This is a genomic window from Nonomuraea sp. NPDC003201, assembly GCF_053590415.1.
In genome coordinates, this window is sequence record NZ_JBSFTC010000272.1 from 1 (window position 1) to 15,203 (window position 15,203).

Sequence of the window (15,203 nt, forward strand, 5' to 3'; positions counted from 1 at the left end):
CCCACCCCCGCCGCCCACCGCCGCCCCCCCGGCGGCCCCTGCGCCGGCCCCGGCGGCCCCGCCCGCGGGCCGGACGGGGGGTCGGCTCAGGAGGCGCCGAGGATGTCCACCACGAACACGAGGGTGCTCTTGGCGGGGATGCCCTGCTGCGCCTGGTCGCCGTAGCCGAGGTCCGGCGGGATGCTCATCACGACCCGGCTGCCGACCGGCACCCCGGCCAGGCCCTGCTGCCAGCCCTTGATGACCCCCGACAGCGGGAACTCGGCCGGCTGGCCCCGCTCCCAGCTGGAGTCGAACTGCTTGTCGCTGCCCCACAGCTTGCCCGTGTAGTGGACGGTGAGCGTCTGGCTCGCCTCCACCTTCGGCCCGGTGCCCTCGATGAGCGTCTTGACGACGAGCTTGTCCGACGGCTTCTCGTCGGTCTTCGTGGTCAGCGTCGGCGGCTTGTCGCCGCCCGGGCTGACGACCTTGACGCCCTTGAGGCTCTCGCCGGTCTCCTTGCCGGTGGCGGCCTTCAGCGGCGGCGGCTGGGTGCCGACGATGTCGAACACGAACACCTTGGTCGGCTCGGCCGGCTGCGTGGCCTGCTGCTGGGCCATGCTGTCGTTGGCGAGCACCGCCAGCAGCCGCCCGCCGTGCTTGACCTTGGTGAAGCCCTCCTGCAGCACCTGCGGGATCTGCTGGTCGACCGCGATCGTCTCGGGCTTCTTGGTGTCGTAGGAGGAGCCCTGGACCGCGTTGCCCTTGCCGTCCCAGTTGTAGACGGTCAGGTTGACGATCACGCGGTCGCCGGCCTTGATCCCGTCGCCGGTGCCCGGCTGGATCACCTCGTACGACGACTTGCTGGCGGGCGTGCCGGCGGGGAAGGTCACCGTGGGCTTGCCGCCCACGTCACCGGTGACCTTGACCCCCGACCCGGCGCCAGCGCCGGTGGCGGTGGCGCCGGTGCTCGCACCGTCGTCGGATCCGCAGGCGGCGGCGAACAGGATCAGTGGCACGGCGGCCAGTACGGCCATAGCGCGGCGCATGGGTTTCCCTCGGGAAGACGGCAGATTCGCGTCACCCTACCCGACATCCTGGTAGGCCCGAGGTAAACCACGCGCTACATCCCGGCTATGAGCTTGTCCACCCTCTCGTCCACGCTCCGGAACGGGTCCTTGCACAGCACCGTGCGCTGCGCCTGGTCGTTGAGCTTGAGATGCACCCAGTCGACGGTGAAGTCGCGCCGCTTCTCCTGCGCCTTGCGGATGAACTCGCCGCGCAGCCGCGCCCTGGTCGTCTGCGGCGGCACCGACTTGGCCTCGAAGATCTTCAGGTCGGACGCCACCCGCTCCACCGAGCCGCGCTTCTGCAGCAGGTAGAACAGGCCGCGCTTGCGGTGCACGTCGTGGTAGGCCAGGTCGAGCTGGGCCACTCTGGGCGAGGACAGCGGCAGGTCGTACTTCTTCCGGTAACGCTCGATGAGCTGGTATTTCGTCACCCAGTCGATCTCCCGGGAGACCAGGTCCAGGTTGCCGGTGTCGACCGCGTTCAGCGTGCGCTCCCACAGCTCCAGCACCCGGTGGGCGATGGCGTCGCCGCCGCGGCGGTCGACGAAGTCCTTCGCCTTGGACAGGTATTCCTGCTGGATCTCCAGGCTGGAGGCCTCCCGGCCGTTGGCCAGGCGCACCCTGCGGCGGCCGGTCATGTCGTGGGAGACCTCGCGGATGGCCCTGATCGGGTTCTCCAGCGACAGGTCCCGCATCACCGTGCCCGACTCGATCATGCGCAGCACCAGGTCGGTGGCGCCGACCTTGAGCAGCATCGTGGTCTCGCTCATGTTGGAGTCGCCGACGATGACGTGCAGGCGGCGGAACCGCTCGGCGTCGGCGTGCGGCTCGTCCCGGGTGTTGATGATGGGCCGGGACCGGGTCGTGGCGCTGGAGACGCCCTCCCAGATGTGCTCGGCCCGCTGCGAGACGCAATAGACGGCGCCGCGCGGCGTCTGCAGGACCTTGCCGGCCCCGCAGATGATCTGCCGCGTCACCAGGAACGGGATCAGCACGTCCGCCAGCCGCCCGAACTCCCCGTGCCTGCCGACCAGGTAGTTCTCGTGGCAGCCGTAGGAGTTGCCGGCCGAGTCCGTGTTGTTCTTGAACAGATAGATGTCACCCGCGATGCCCTCTTCGCGAAGCCGTTTCTCGGCGTCGACCAGCAGGCCCTCGAGGATGCGCTCACCCGCCTTGTCGTGCGTGACGAGCTCGATGACGTTGTCACACTCGGGTGTTGCGTATTCAGGATGGCTGCCCACGTCGAGGTAGAGACGCGCGCCGTTGCGGAGGAAGACGTTGCTCGATCGGCCCCAGGACACGACCCGCCGGAACAAGTAGCGCGCGACCTCGTCGGGCGACAGCCTGCGCTGTCCCCTGAACGTGCAGGTCACACCGTACTCGTTCTCCAGCCCGAAGATGCGACGATCCATCACCTCACACTATGCCCCTGGATCCGCGAGCGGGAGAGATCTTCCAGGTGTTTTCCCACCCGGCCCTCTGTGACCTCTCTTTTATCCCCTTAGTCCCGCGCCCGCCCCCACGGGGCGCGGGTCCCTTTTCTCGCGTTTCCAGGGCCCTCGTGTCAGGGTGTCCAGATCTCCTGAACCTGGACGATCTTCCCCTTGTAGACGGTGATGAGAGCGGGTTTCCCCTCCCGCTTCATCAGCACCGACCTGGAGCAACGCTTGTCGCCCAGCCCGGTGTCCCGGTTGATCGTCATGCCGCCCTCCGACTTCCCGCAGCCGAACGCCGACAGATAGACCACGTCCTTGGCGACGGGTGAGGCGTACGCCATGACGTCGCCCTCGGGCGGGCCCACGAAGTAACCCTCGGTCTCGGTGCCCTTCTTCCACTTGATCGGCTGGTACTCGGCCACGTCACCGCGGATCAGGGTGATCCGGCCGCGCAGGATGCCGTCGTGACGGGAGTGGATGCCCTTGGTGAAGTCGTGCTTCGGGTCGGACTGGAGGGTCGTGCCGAAAGGCTTGGGCGCCTTGAAGTTGGGGAACGCGGCGGCGTACCCGGAGGACGCGCCGACCGCCGCGGAGGCGGCGTTGGCGGCCACGCCGGAGCTCAGCGCCACGACCACAACGGCACCGGCCGCCAGGAGGCCACGCATGGGAGTGTTCACGGATTTTGAGACCCGATATCACCCCCCGAAGTTCACCTCAACCCCAGTGATACAAGTCACACTCCCCACACCTTCACCACCCACACCGCCTTCCCTACCACCGCACCTCACCGACCCCTCAGTCCCCTCAGCCACCCTCACCACTCACAGCTCCCCCGCACACAGCACCCAACGGACCGCTGCCCACCCCCTCACCACTCGCAGCTCACCCACCCAACCGACCTCTGCCCCCACCACGCCGCCCGCCCACCCCGCCATCCACCTCAACGCGCCCTCGCACTCACCGGCGCCCAGCGACCACACGCCCTCACCATCCCGCGCCCCGCTGCCCCGCGGGGCACGCCATCGCCACCGCGCCGCCCCCTGGACTACCTCCGCACACCCCGCCACCGTGCGCGCCTCGCCGGACCCGTCGCCCGTCCACCGCCGCCGCCCGTACCAAGCCCGCAAACTTCAACCCCCGTACCGGGCCAACGAAAAACCCGCCAGGGGCAGCCGTAGCGGCCCCTGGCGGGTGTGGGAAGAGTTGGACGGCTACAGCGGCGACGAGCCGTCGTCCACGTCGCCCTCAGGCCCCGTGGGAGGCGGGGTGTCCTCGGACGAGGGCTTGGCGGCGGGCGGCGGAGTGGCGGCCGGGGGCGGGGTGGTGGTCTGGGCCAGGAGGCGCTCCAGGCGGGCGCCCGTGAGCCGCAGGAACTTGCGGTGCTCCCGGTTGCGGTCGAGGACCGCCACCTCGAGCTGCGCCACCGGCGGCCGCTCGCCGCCCGGCTCGGTGAGCGCCGTCAGCGCCACCTCCAGCGCGTCGGCCAGCGACATCGACTCGCGGTAACGCTCCTTGAGCCGGGTGGACACCGCATCCGCCTGACCGCCCATGGCCGCGAAGCCGTGCTCGTCGAAGACCGACCCGTCGAAGGTGAGCCGGTAGATCGCGTCGCCGTCCTTGGTCTCGCCGACCTCGGCGACCACGACCTCCACCTCCAGCGACTTGATCGACTCGGTGAAGATGCGGCCCAGGTTGGAGGCGTACAGGTTGGCCAGGCCGCGCCCGGTCACGTCGGAGCGGTCGTAGGTGTAGCCGTTGATGTCGGCGTAGCGGATGCCGCCGAGCCGCAGCTCCTCGAACTCGTTGTACCGGCCCACGGCCGCGAACCCGATGCGGTCGTAGATCTCGCTGATCTTGTGCAGTGCCCGCGACGGGTTGGGCGCGACGAACAGGATGCCGTCGACATACTGCAGCACGACGACGGAGCGGCCCCGCGCGATGCCCTTGCGCGCGTAGTCGGCCTTGTCCCGCATGATCTGCTCAGGGGACGCATATCCAAAAGGCATGGACACGTGCGGTGGTCCTTTCTAGCGCAGCGGGGCGATGGGGCCGTCAGGCGAGATCAGGCGGGCTTCGAGCATCTGCTCCACGTAGCCGGAGACCTGCTCCTCGCTCAACCTGCGGAAGCCGTCGCCGTCGATCACCGACACGATCGGCCAGATCTTCCTGGTGACGTCGGGCCCACCGGTCGCCGAGTCGTCGTCGGCGGCGTCGTAGAGGGCCTGGATGAGCGTCATCACCATGTCGTCGGCCGACGAGCCGTCGCGATAGAGCTTCTTCAGCGACCCGCGCGCGAAGATCGAGCCGGAGCCGATCGCGTCGAACCTCTCCCGCTCGTACGGCCCGCCCGCGACGTCGTAGCTGAAGATCCGCCCCTCGTCCTTGTCGGGGTCGTACGCGGCGAACAGCGGCACCACCACCAGCCCCTGCATCGCCATCGGAAGGTTGCCCCTGATCATGGTCGCCAGCCGGTTGGCCTTGCCCGCCACCGACATCGTGCGGCCCTCGAGCTTCTCGTAGTGCTCCAGCTCCACCCGGAACAGCCGGGCGAACTCGATGCCGGTGCTGGCCGTGCCCGCGATGCCCATGCACGAGTAGTCGTCGGCGCGGAAGACCTTCTCCACATCGCGCTGCGAGATGATGTTGCCCGACGTCGCCCGCCGGTCGCCCGCCATGATCACGCCACCGGCGAAGGTGGCGGCCACGATCGTCGTCGCGTGCGGGACCTGGTCGCCGATCGGGGTGGCCAGCACCTCATTCCGCTGCGGCAGCAAATCAGGCGCATACGAGCTGACAAACTCCGTGAACGAGGAACTTCCGGTGTTGCGGAAAAACTGGTTGACCAAGCCGGCGGGCAGATCCCTGTGCGATGCCACGCGACTCCCTCCAAACGTCAGTGTTCCTAGGGCGACCCTACTCATGTTGCGTTGTTGTCTGCACTTCCCACGATCAGCTCACGGCGAACCCGCGTGATCACACGCCGCCCCGTTCCGTGTTCAGATCGTTTCTTTACGGCTCCCTGCGCCCTGCGACTGTCGGTATGTCTGCACGTCCTGAACAGGAGGCCGACATGCGATTCCCCAGCCGACCTGCGGTGATCGCCACCCTGGCCGCCCTCGCCCTCACGTCCTGCGGCACCGGCGCGGACTCCGGCGCGGACTCCGGCGCGGACTCCGGCGCGGACTCCGGCGCAGGCAGCGTCTCCCTGACCATCGCCGCCAACTCCATCTCCGGCGGCAAGAACTCCGAGTCCGCCGACTGGATCAAGCGGTGGGTGATCCCCGAGTTCGAGAGGACGCACCGCGACGTCAAGGTGCTCTTCCAGCCCAGCGGCGTCGACGACGAGCAGTACAAGACGAAGATCGCGCTCGACCTCAAGTCCAGGACCGCCGACGTGATCGACATCGACGGCATCTGGGTCGGCGAGTTCGCCCAGGCCGGCTACATCAAGCCGCTGCCGGAGGTCGGCGGCGCCACCCTCGAACAATGGGAGGGCTGGTCGCAGATCCCGCAGGCCGTGCAGAGCCTGGGCATCTTCGACGGCAAGAAGTACGGCCTGCCGCAGGGCACCGACGGCCGCGTCCTGTTCTACAACAAGGCCCTGTTCGCCAAGGCCGGCCTGCCCGCCCCGTGGCAGCCCAAGAGCTGGCAGGACATCATCGACGCCGGCACCAGGCTCAAGGCCGCGGGCGTGCCCGTCCCGATCCAGATCGACGCCGGCACCGCCATGGGCGAGGCCACGACCATGCAGGGCGTGCTCCCCCTGCTCGCCGGCGCCACATCGTGATCCCGCTCGTCCGCCCCGGCCTGGCCACCATCGCCGTGTGGGCGCTGGCCGGCGTCTGGGGCGGCTTCCTGTTCCAGTTCATCCTGCTGCGCGACCCCGAGAAGGCGCCCGGCTCGGTCATCCTCTACACCCTCTACACCGAGGGCGGCGCGCCCAAGCTCGACCTGATCTCCACCTTCTCGCTGCTGTACTCGCTGCCGGTGGTGGCGATGTACCTGTTCGTCTCCCAGCGGTACGGCTTCCGCTTCCACGGAGGAATCAAGGCCTGACCGAGGCCGTGCGGGACGCCCGGCGACCCGCCCTCAGGGCTGACCAGGGTCTTCCCCGGCCGGTACGCGCCCTGGACGGCATCGACCCGACCGTCGAGGACGGCGACTTCTCCGCCCCGCCACGCCCTCACCTACCGCGACGACCGCCTCCACGGCGCCTCGCCACCGTCTCCACGGCGTCTCCACGGCGTCTCCACGGCGTCTCCACGGCGCCTCCACGGCGCCTCCACGGCGCCTCACGACATACTGAGAACCATGAGGGACTGGATCCTCCACGTCGACCTCGACCAGTTCATCGCCGCCGTCGAGATCCTCCGCCACCCCGAACTCCGCGGCAAACCCGTCGTCGTCGGCGGCTCAGGAGACCCCACCCAACCCCGCACCGTGGCCGCCACCGCCACCTACGAAGCCCGCGAACACGGCATCCACTCCGGCATGCCACTGCGCACCGCACTCAAACGCTGCCCCGAAGCGATCTTCCTGCCCAGCGACCCACCCGCCTACGAAGCCGCCTCCTCCCACGTCATGGCCGTACTCCGCGAATTCCCCGTACGCGTCGAAATCTGGGGCTGGGACGAAGCCTTCCTCGGCGCCACCACCGACGACCCCGAAACCCTCGCCGCCACCATCCGCCAGACCGTACGCGAACGCACCCAGCTGTCCTGCTCCATCGGCATCGGCGACAACAAACACCAGGCCAAACTCGCCTCCGGCCTCGCCAAACCCGCCGGAATCTACCGCCTCACCAGCGACAACTGGGCCGAGATCATGAACAACCGCCCCACCGACGCACTCTGGGGCATCGGCGCCAAGATCTCCAAAAAACTCGCCGCCCTAGGCCTCCACACCGTCGCCCAACTCGCCGCCGCCGACCCCGCCCACCTCGCCCGCCACTTCGGCCCCACCAACGGCCCCTGGTACCGCTACCTCGCCCTCGGCAAAGGCGAAGCCGAAATCGTCACCACACCCTGGATCGCCCGCGGCCACAGCCGCGAAACCACCTTCCAGCACGACCTCACCGACGAAGCCGACATCACCCACCACGTCGCCGCCCTCGCCACCCAGGTCGCCCACGACGCCCGCGAAGCCGGCCGCGACATCACCCGGGTATCGGTCAAGGTCCGCTTCACCCCGTTCCTCACCCGAACCCGCCAGTCAAAACTCCCCGCCCCCACCACGGACCCGGCCACCATCCAGCAGGCGGCCCTCACCATCCTCACCCGCTTCGACCTCACCCGCCCGGTCCGCCTCCTGGGCGTCGCCGTCGACTACACCCTCCCCAAAGCCGATCAGCCCACCCTCGACACCGTCGAATAGAACTCGCCCCGAAGCCGCTCCTCGGCCTCGACCAACTCCCGGAACTCCTCCTCCGGAACCTCGACCTCGTCGAACTCCGCAACGGTCGCCTCGACATAAGAAAGCGCCCGCCACACCACACCGGGATCATCCCTGAACTGCCCGATCCCCGTATTGCACGGCAGACACAACGCAAACCGCACATCGCCGGTGCGATGACAATGGTCCACATGCTCGGGCGGCCGATCCCAGCACACCACGCACAAACCATGCTGAGCCGAGATCATCCGCTCGACATCCTCATGCCGAACCTGATAACGCCGCGTCAGGTGATAACTCCGCGTCCGCGCCACCTCATCCGAGGCACGCTGCCGCGGGAGGACCACGAACTCGGGCCAGAGAATCTCCCCGTCCAGATAAAGGGCCGCCAACTCCAGCAACACCAGATTGTCGCCGAAGTGGCCGAGCCCGTTGTTGCAGTTGAAACAGAGAATGCCCCGGACCTGGCCGGTCGCGTGACTGTGGTCGACGAACGTGCCGGGGACGGCCCGGCAGACGGCGCAGAGCCCGCCCTGACGGGCGAGCATGCGCTCGAAGTCGTCCTCGGTGATGCCGTAGCGGCGCTTCAGGTGGTAGTTGCGAGTGCTGCCGTGATTCTTGATCCGCTCCTCCCGCATCACGCTGTTGTGACACGGCTTGCAGTAATTGGTGAGGCCCGACTTCACCGCCCGGTTGCGCCCGAACTCCGTAACCGGCTTCACTTTCTCGCAACGCGGGCAGTATTTGTGCCCCTCGGGGACTTCCCGAACCTCTCGCACCGTTTTGCCTTGCTCAGCCATGCGTTTGCGATAACTCTGAGTGGAACGCCGCCGAAAGCAGGCCTTGCAATACCGCGCACGACCATCGGCCAAGCGCTTATTGAGCCCGAACTCGGAAACCGCCTTGCTCTCACCGCAGTCCGGGCATCGCTTAACCTCGTCCGTGCGTTTCCACCCGATTTACCGCTTTTGATTGTCCGTTTTGCCCTACTCTCCGCCCTTTTGTACATAGGAGCGCACGAATTCCTCTGCGTTCTCTTCGAGAACTTCGTCGATTTCGTCCAGAATTGCGTCGACATCGTCCGTGAGCTTCTCCTGGCGCTCCTGAACGTCGGGCGTCGCCGAGGCCTCGGTCTCCTCGACTTCGCTCTCGCGCCGACCGGCCTGCTTCTGGCCTCCGGTGTCCTTGGTTGCCATGTCCTACCTCCGGTTGGGGGACTGCCTCTAAGGCATATCTTCCCCGAACCGAGCGACATTTCGCGCCGATCGCCCAGCGATCTTGCCGGCTTGACTAGATAGCCAAACTATCCAACAATGGATCCACCTACACACGAGGAGGTTCCGATGTCCCCCGCATCCCTGAGCACGGCCGGTGTGCTCCTCATCACAGTCCCCGGGGTGGCCTTCGGCGGCGTCACCCTGTTGAAGTTCCTGATGCGTAACGTCCCCGGCTATCTGGACAACCCGGTCCGGCGTGGTCTGTGGCGGGCCGGGCACGCGCATGCGGGCGTGCTGGTGCTGTTCTCGCTGGTGGCGATGCTCTATGTGGACCAGGCGAGTCTGCCGGAGGGCGTGAAGGCCCTGACGCGGGTGCTGATCGTGGCCGCGCCGATCCTGATGCCGCTGGGTTTCTTCCTGTCGGTGGTGCGTCCGGGTGACACGAAGCCGAGCAGGTTGATCTGGCTGACGGTGGCGGGCGGGGCGTGCTTGGCGCTGGGCACGCTGACGCTGGGTGTGGGGCTGCTGTAGGAGACCGGCCCATGCGGGCCGGTCTCGTTCAGAAGGGCTCAGTCGCCGCCGGTGAGGGCGGCGACGAGGTCGGCGGCGGTGCGGCAGCGGTCGAAGAGTTCGCCGACGTGGGCTTTGGTGCCGCGCAGCGGTTCGAGGGTGGGTACGCGCTGGAGTGATTCGCGGCCGGGGATGTCGAAGATGACGGAGTCCCAGGAGGCGGCGGCGACGGATTCGCTGTATTGGCGCAGGCAGCGGCCGCGGAAGTAGGCGCGGGTGTCGTTGGGCGGGTGTTCGACGGCGCGCTGGACTTCGTCTTCGGTGACGAGGCGTTGCATGCGTCCGCGGGCGACGAGGCGGTTGTAGAGGCCGCGGTCGGGGCGGATGTCGGAGTATTGCAGGTCGACGAGCTGGAGTCTGGGGTGGGACCAGGGCAGGCCGTCGCGGGTGCGGTAGCCCTCGAGGAGTTCGAGTTTGGCGACCCAGTCGAGTTCGCGGGAGAGCTGCATGGGGTCTTCGGCGAGCCGGGTGAGGACGGACTCCCAGCGGTCGAGGATGTCCTTGTTCATCTCCTCTTGGGCGGTGCCTCGCTCTTCGACGTATTTGCGCGCTTGTTCGAGGTATTCCATCTGGAGCTGGATGGCGGTGAGCTTGCGGCCGTCGCGCATGGCGATCTCGTAGCGGCAGGTGGGGTCGTGGGAGACGGCCCGGAGGGCTTGTACGGGGTTTTCGACGGCGAGGTCGCGGGTGAGGAAGCCTTCTTCGATCATGGCGAGGACGAGGGCGGTGGTGCCCAGCTTCAGATATGTCGAAATTTCCGACATGTTGGCGTCGCCGATGATCACGTGCAGCCGGCGGTACTTCTCGGGGTCGGCGTGCGGCTCGTCGCGGGTGTTGATGATGGGCCGCTTGAGCGTGGTCTCGAGGCCGACCTCGACCTCGAAGAAGTCGGCGCGCTGGCTGATCTGGAAGCCTTCGCCGCGGGAGTCCTGGCCGATGCCGACCTTGCCGGCGCCGACGACGACCTGGCGGGAGACGAAGAAGGGGGTGAGGTGCCGGACGATGTCGGCGAAGGGGGTGGCGCGCCGCATGAGGTAGTTCTCGTGGCAGCCGTAGGAGGCGCCCTTGGCGTCGGTGTTGTTCTTGTAGAGCTGGATGGGCGCGTTGGAGGGGATGGCGGAGGCCCGGGTGGCGGCGTCGTACATGACGCGTTCGCCGGCCTTGTCCCAGATGACGGCGGCCCGGGGGTTGGTGCACTCGGGCGAGCTGTATTCGGGGTGGGCGTGGTCGACGTAGAGCCGGGCGCCGTTGGTGAGGATGACGTTGGCGAGGCCGAGGTCCTCGTCGGTGAGCTGGCTGGGGTCGGCGACCTCTCTGGCCAGGTCGAAGCCGCGCGCGTCGCGGAGTGGGTTCTCCTCCTCGAAGTCCCATCGGGCCCTGCGCGCCCGGGCCGCCGAGGCGGCCAGGTAGGCGTTCACGACCTGTGAGGAGGTCACCATCGCGTTGGCGCCTGGCTGGCCGGGTACGGAGATGCCGTACTCGGTCTCGATGCCCATCACCCGACGCACCGTCATGCAACACCCTCTGTTCGTCCGGATCTGCCTATCCGCCGTTTATATGCCCGAGCCTATGCCCTTCACAGTGCCCCAGGGTCACAGAGTTATGGCACCGACGCCTTTTCAACCTGTACGACCGGAGCTGATGGGGTTTGCGTGGGTCTGCGGGGCTTGAGTAGCCGCTGGATGGGCCGTTCGGCAAAGGAGTACACGAGATACGACAGCACCACGGCCGTCAGGACGGTCGTGGTGGCGATGGCCCAGGGGGGCATGTGGCCGGTGAGCGCTGGGATGAGGGCCACCGCGACGACGCCATGGAACAGGTAAAGCGGGTATGTGATGCCGCCGAGCGCGGTGAGCGTCCTGGACGGTTTGAGGCGGATCAGCCCGAGGGCGGCGACGGCCATCACGGCGAAGATCAGCGTGATGGTGATGATCACGCTGACGTCGGTGACGGGCATGTTCTTGAACCCGACGTTGTCGACGCGCCGGTGGACCCGGTCGAGCGCGGAGCCGATCGACAGGGCGTACGCGCCGGCCACGTAGAGCCACGGGAGCCAGGCGCTGCCGTGTTTGTGGATGAGGTAGAGGGACATGCCGGCGATGAAGTAGGGCGCGTAGTCGGGCATGACGATCTCGTTGACGATCTCGTTGCCGAGCAGGTCGGCGCCGAAGGCGGCCACCAGCCAGACGCCGGAGAAGATCAGGACGCGCCCGTACGTGACCCCGATGATCACGAGGATGACCATCAGCAGGTAGAAGCGGAGCTCCGCCCAGAGCGACCAGTAGACCTGGCTGGCGTCGGTGACCTTGAACAACCGCTGGAACATGGTGGCGTTCACCAGGTAGTCGCCTGGTGAAAGTTTTGGGTCCAGCGCCTTGGCGCCGGTGAGCCCGTAGAGCGCCGCGGTGGCGCCGAGGCTGAGCCAGTACGCGGGATAGAGGCGGACGAACCTGGACTGAGCGAACCCGCCGAGGCCGCGCCCCCACACGGTCATGAGGATGACGAACCCGCTGATGATGAAGAACAGCTCGACACCGAGGATGCCTAACCCCGCGAAGGGCGCCAGCGGCGGGAACAGCGCGGCGGGCCTGGCCCCCCAGACGGACGCGTACGCCACCAGGTAGTGGAAGGCGACGACGGCCAGGGCGGCGATGAAGCGCAGGAGGTCGAGCTCGGCCAACCGGCCGTCCCCCCGAGCATGCTTGGGCCGGTTAGGTGCGTGCACGCCCTTTTTGACGTCACCTGGATCACTTTGGTTCCACGGGGCCCTCCGTTCCCACCACCAGCGGGCGGGAGGCGTCGTCGAGCCCGAGCGCGTCGCGGGCCGCGGGCGTGAGGGCGAGCAGGCCGGCGGCTCCGGCTGCGCCGCACTCGGACAGGTGGACGCCGTGGCCGGCCAGGAGGCGGGCGGCGTCGGCCGCCTGGTCGTCGGTGATCGTCATGTAGAGGTCGGCGAGGTGGTGGAGGAGCTGGTAGGCGATGACGGAGGGTTCCGGGCAGTCGAGGCGGCCGAGGATGGTGCGGCCGCCCTGGACGCGTACGGGCTCGCCGGCCCGGGCGCTTTCGAGCAGGCAGGGCGCGCCTTCCGGCTCGACCACGACGATCTTGGGCTGCTCGCCCCAGCGGTCGCGCACGTACGCGGAGCCGGCGGCGGCGAGTCCGCCGACGCCCGCCTGGAGGAACACGTGGGTGGGCGCGCCCGCGGCCCCGTGGGGCGTGCTGTGGCCGCCGGTCAGGGCCGAGGAGCCGTTGAGCCTGCCCGAGTACGCCTCGAGGCCGGCGCGCGCTCCTGGGGGCGCGGCGGGGCCGCCGGTGCGCGCGGTCTGCGCGGGGACGGCGGGCAGGGCGCCCGGGTCGGCGAGTTCGTCGAACAAGACGGTGTAGCCGCGCATGACGTCGAGCGGGATGCCGGTGTAGCCGTTCCAGGAGCTGTCGGCGACGAGCCGCCAGCCGTTCCGTTCGGCGGCCTGGATCGCGGCGGCCATGCTGGCCTCGTAGTCCTCGCCGCTGCGCCGCACCTCGGCGCCGAGTCCGCGCAGCCGCTGCGCGAACGCCTCGGGGACGCCTTCGCTGAGGTACACGACGCAGTCCACGCCGACCTCGGCGGCGCCGGAGGCGACGGAGATGCCGTGGTTGCCCGCGCTGGCGCACACGAACGGCGTGCCGCCGCCCTCGTGCTCGGCGAGCAGGTGGACGGCGTACGCGCCCCCGAGCGCCTTGAAGCTGCCCAGCCCCATGCGCCCGCTCTCGTCCTTGACGTGGACGGCTTCGGTTCCGGCCAGGTCCGGGATGGTGCGGACCGGCGTGGGCCGGTAGGAGGGGTGCCGGGCGAAGTGGGCGCGGGCCTGGCGGGCGTGCTCGGTCCCGATGAGCGCGCGGTCGTGCGCGGTGTACGGGGCGCGGGCGGGGTTGAGGTACTCCATGATCGCCATGCTAGGGCGGCCGGCCGCTCTCCCCCGGCCCGCCACTCCGCCGCGGGGAGAGCCCGATGGAAGCACAGCGACGGGTGGTCAGGCGCGGTCGCGGGCGGCGGCGACGGCGGCCTGGCCGAGGCTGACGCCGCCGTCGCCGGGCGGCACGCGCACGTGCTTGAGCACCCGGAACCCGGCCGCGCGCAGCCGGGCCACGGTGGCCTCCAGCAGCAGCGCGTTCTGGAACATCCCGCCCGACAGCGCCACCGTGGTCAGCCCGGTGGCGTGGCGGAGGGTGTCGCAGGCGCGGGTGACGGCGTCGGCGAGGCCGTTGTGGAAGCGTCCGGCGATCGCGCGGGTGCAGGCTCCTGCCGTCAGATCCGCGGCGGCGGCCCGGACGAGGTCGGCGCCCTCGACGACGAGCAGGTCGCCGTGGGTGATCCCGGCCTCGTACGTGCCGCGCTCGGCCGGGTCGGCGTGCTGTTCGAGCTCGACGACGGCCTGCCCCGCGTACGTGATCTTGTCGCGGACGCCGAGCAGCGCCGCGACGGCGTCGAAGAGGCGGGCCGCGCTGGAGGTCAGCGGGGAGCCGGGGGCGAGCCGGAGGGCGTCGGCCCAGGGGTTGCGGCGGGCCACGTCGAGGCCGGGGTGGTCGTCGCCGAGGTAGGCGGCGGTCATGCGCCAGGGCTGCCGGACGGCGGCGCTCCCGCCCGGCATGGGGACCTGGGCGAGGTGGCCGAGGCGTTCGAAGGAGGTGAGGTCGGCGCGCAGGAACTCGCCGCCCCACAGGGTGCCGTCGGGGCCGTGGCCGAGCCCGTCGAGGGCCACGCCGAGCACGGGCCCGGGGTCGCCGTTGTCGGCCAGGCAGGAGGCGATGTGGGCGTGGTGGTGCTGGACGCCGAGGAGTTCGACGCCGCGGATCTCCATGGCGTGCCGGGTGGACAGGTAGCCGGGGTGCAGGTCGTGCGCCACGACCTCGGGCCGGATGCCGAACAGGCCGCAGAAGTGGTCGATGCTCTCGACGAACGACCGGAGCGTCTCGTGGTTCTCCAGGGTGCCAATGTGCTGGGAGACGAACGCGCGCCGTCCTTCGGCCAGGCAGAAGGTGCTCTTCAGCTCGGCGCCGCAGGCGAGCACGGGCCGGGGCGCGGGCCAGCGCATCGCGAGCGGTTCGGGCGCGTACCCGCGCGCGCGGCGCAGCACGGTCACCTCGCCCGCCATGGGCCGCACGACCGAGTCGTCGGCGCGTACGTGGATGGGGCGGTCGTGGATGAGGAAGGCGTCGGCGATGCCGCTCAGGCGGGTCAGCGCGTCGTCGTCCTCGTAGGCGATGGGCTCGCCGGAGACGTTGCCGCCGGTGAGGACCATGGGTTCGGCGAGCTCGGCGAGCAGGAGGTGGTGCAGGGCCGTGTAGGGCAGCATGAGGCCGAGGCTGCGGGTGGCGGGCGCCACGGAGGCGGCGACGGGGGCGCCGGGCAGGCGGGGCAGCAGCACGATGGGCCGGGCGCGGCCGGTGAGCAGCTCGGCGGCGTGCTCGTCGATCTCGCACAGCCGCCGCGCCTGCGCCAGGTCGGCCGTCATGACGGCGAACGGCTGCTCCTCCCGGTGCTTGCGGCCGCGCAGCGCCGC

At 69.2% G+C, this 15,203-nt stretch carries 15 protein-coding genes; 4 read left to right on the forward strand and 11 right to left on the reverse strand.

Annotation, left to right across the window (positions count from 1 at the left end; genetic code table 11):
• Positions 1-86: 86 nt before the first annotated feature.
• The 5 genes from ACWDX9_RS48760 to prcB form a co-directional block, all read right to left on the reverse strand.
• Positions 87-1,028, reverse strand: a complete 942-nt coding sequence (locus ACWDX9_RS48760; protein WP_449967795.1) for an FKBP-type peptidyl-prolyl cis-trans isomerase — start codon at positions 1,026-1,028, stop codon at positions 87-89.
• Between the two features lie 74 nt (positions 1,029-1,102).
• Positions 1,103-2,461 carry a Pup--protein ligase gene (pafA, locus tag ACWDX9_RS48765; RefSeq protein WP_185076838.1) on the reverse strand — a complete coding sequence of 453 codons (1,359 nt, stop codon included), beginning with the start codon at positions 2,459-2,461 and terminating at the stop codon, positions 1,103-1,105.
• 152 nt (positions 2,462-2,613) lie between these two features.
• Positions 2,614-3,150 carry a hypothetical protein gene (locus ACWDX9_RS48770; RefSeq protein ID WP_449967798.1) on the reverse strand — a complete coding sequence of 179 codons (537 nt, stop codon included), beginning with the start codon at positions 3,148-3,150 and terminating at the stop codon, positions 2,614-2,616.
• A gap of 546 nt (positions 3,151-3,696) precedes the next feature.
• A complete protein-coding gene (prcA, locus tag ACWDX9_RS48775) occupies positions 3,697-4,491 on the reverse strand; it encodes a proteasome subunit alpha (protein ID WP_350735404.1) in 795 nt (264 codons plus the stop codon).
• A gap of 21 nt (positions 4,492-4,512) precedes the next feature.
• The gene (prcB, locus tag ACWDX9_RS48780) at positions 4,513-5,361 is read right to left on the reverse strand and encodes a proteasome subunit beta (RefSeq protein WP_449967801.1); all 849 of its coding nucleotides are present in this window, start codon (positions 5,359-5,361) and stop codon (positions 4,513-4,515) included.
• Between the two features lie 194 nt (positions 5,362-5,555).
• On the opposite strand from prcB, the gene ACWDX9_RS48785 reads away from it, so the two are divergent.
• The 3 genes from ACWDX9_RS48785 to ACWDX9_RS48795 all read left to right on the forward strand — a co-directional run bounded on the left by ACWDX9_RS48785 (position 5,556) and on the right by ACWDX9_RS48795 (position 7,858).
• Positions 5,556-6,272, forward strand: coding sequence for an ABC transporter substrate-binding protein (locus tag ACWDX9_RS48785; protein WP_449967803.1), 717 nt, complete (start codon positions 5,556-5,558; stop codon positions 6,270-6,272).
• Positions 6,269-6,541: a hypothetical protein gene (locus tag ACWDX9_RS48790; protein WP_449967806.1), complete on the forward strand. Its 273-nt coding sequence runs from the start codon at positions 6,269-6,271 to the stop codon at positions 6,539-6,541. The genes ACWDX9_RS48785 and ACWDX9_RS48790 overlap by 4 nt, the downstream gene beginning before the upstream one ends.
• Before the next feature lie 255 nt (positions 6,542-6,796).
• Positions 6,797-7,858 carry a DNA polymerase IV gene (locus ACWDX9_RS48795; RefSeq protein WP_449967810.1) on the forward strand — a complete coding sequence of 354 codons (1,062 nt, stop codon included), beginning with the start codon at positions 6,797-6,799 and terminating at the stop codon, positions 7,856-7,858.
• On the opposite strand, the gene ACWDX9_RS48800 is transcribed toward ACWDX9_RS48795, so the two are convergent.
• On the reverse strand, positions 7,831-8,676 hold the full coding sequence (locus ACWDX9_RS48800) for an endonuclease VII domain-containing protein (protein ID WP_449967813.1): 846 nt from the start codon (positions 8,674-8,676) through the stop codon (positions 7,831-7,833). The genes ACWDX9_RS48795 and ACWDX9_RS48800 overlap by 28 nt on opposite strands.
• A 186-nt stretch (positions 8,677-8,862) precedes the next feature.
• The gene (locus ACWDX9_RS48805; protein ID WP_185076845.1) at positions 8,863-9,072 is read right to left on the reverse strand and encodes a ubiquitin-like protein Pup; all 210 of its coding nucleotides are present in this window, start codon (positions 9,070-9,072) and stop codon (positions 8,863-8,865) included.
• 147 nt (positions 9,073-9,219) lie between these two features.
• Here ACWDX9_RS48805 and ACWDX9_RS48810 point away from each other — a divergent pair, with 147 nt between their 5' ends.
• Positions 9,220-9,624, forward strand: coding sequence for a hypothetical protein (locus ACWDX9_RS48810; protein WP_449967816.1), 405 nt, complete (start codon positions 9,220-9,222; stop codon positions 9,622-9,624).
• Positions 9,625-9,662: 38 nt separating this feature from the next.
• On the opposite strand, the gene dop is transcribed toward ACWDX9_RS48810, so the two are convergent.
• From dop to ACWDX9_RS48830, 4 genes are all read right to left on the reverse strand, one after another.
• On the reverse strand, positions 9,663-11,177 hold the full coding sequence (gene dop, locus ACWDX9_RS48815) for a depupylase/deamidase Dop (protein WP_363969745.1): 1,515 nt from the start codon (positions 11,175-11,177) through the stop codon (positions 9,663-9,665).
• Between the two features lie 86 nt (positions 11,178-11,263).
• Positions 11,264-12,343 carry an acyltransferase family protein gene (locus ACWDX9_RS48820; protein WP_449967818.1) on the reverse strand — a complete coding sequence of 360 codons (1,080 nt, stop codon included), beginning with the start codon at positions 12,341-12,343 and terminating at the stop codon, positions 11,264-11,266.
• Between the two features lie 67 nt (positions 12,344-12,410).
• Complete coding sequence (locus ACWDX9_RS48825) at positions 12,411-13,586, reverse strand: pyridoxal-phosphate dependent enzyme (RefSeq protein ID WP_449967821.1); 1,176 nt, start codon at positions 13,584-13,586, stop codon at positions 12,411-12,413.
• Between the two features lie 87 nt (positions 13,587-13,673).
• Positions 13,674-15,203 (reverse strand): Kae1-like domain-containing protein (locus ACWDX9_RS48830; RefSeq protein ID WP_449967824.1); only part of this gene is annotated, 1,530 nt, incomplete at its 5' end.

Coding starts and splice junctions, on each gene's coding strand:
- prcA (WP_350735404.1), bottom strand. CDS start 4,491: ATGCCTTTTGGATATGCGTCCCCTGAGCAGATCATGCGGGACAAGGCC.
- ACWDX9_RS48785 (WP_449967803.1), top strand. CDS start 5,556: ATGCGATTCCCCAGCCGACCTGCGGTGATCGCCACCCTGGCCGCCCTC.
- dop (WP_363969745.1), bottom strand. CDS start 11,177: ATGACGGTGCGTCGGGTGATGGGCATCGAGACCGAGTACGGCATCTCC.
- ACWDX9_RS48805 (WP_185076845.1), bottom strand. CDS start 9,072: ATGGCAACCAAGGACACCGGAGGCCAGAAGCAGGCCGGTCGGCGCGAG.
- ACWDX9_RS48760 (WP_449967795.1), bottom strand. CDS start 1,028: ATGCGCCGCGCTATGGCCGTACTGGCCGCCGTGCCACTGATCCTGTTC.
- ACWDX9_RS48800 (WP_449967813.1), bottom strand. CDS start 8,676: ATGGCTGAGCAAGGCAAAACGGTGCGAGAGGTTCGGGAAGTCCCCGAG.
- pafA (WP_185076838.1), bottom strand. CDS start 2,461: ATGGATCGTCGCATCTTCGGGCTGGAGAACGAGTACGGTGTGACCTGC.
- ACWDX9_RS48810 (WP_449967816.1), top strand. CDS start 9,220: ATGTCCCCCGCATCCCTGAGCACGGCCGGTGTGCTCCTCATCACAGTC.
- ACWDX9_RS48770 (WP_449967798.1), bottom strand. CDS start 3,150: ATGCGTGGCCTCCTGGCGGCCGGTGCCGTTGTGGTCGTGGCGCTGAGC.
- ACWDX9_RS48825 (WP_449967821.1), bottom strand. CDS start 13,586: ATGGAGTACCTCAACCCCGCCCGCGCCCCGTACACCGCGCACGACCGC.
- ACWDX9_RS48795 (WP_449967810.1), top strand. CDS start 6,797: ATGAGGGACTGGATCCTCCACGTCGACCTCGACCAGTTCATCGCCGCC.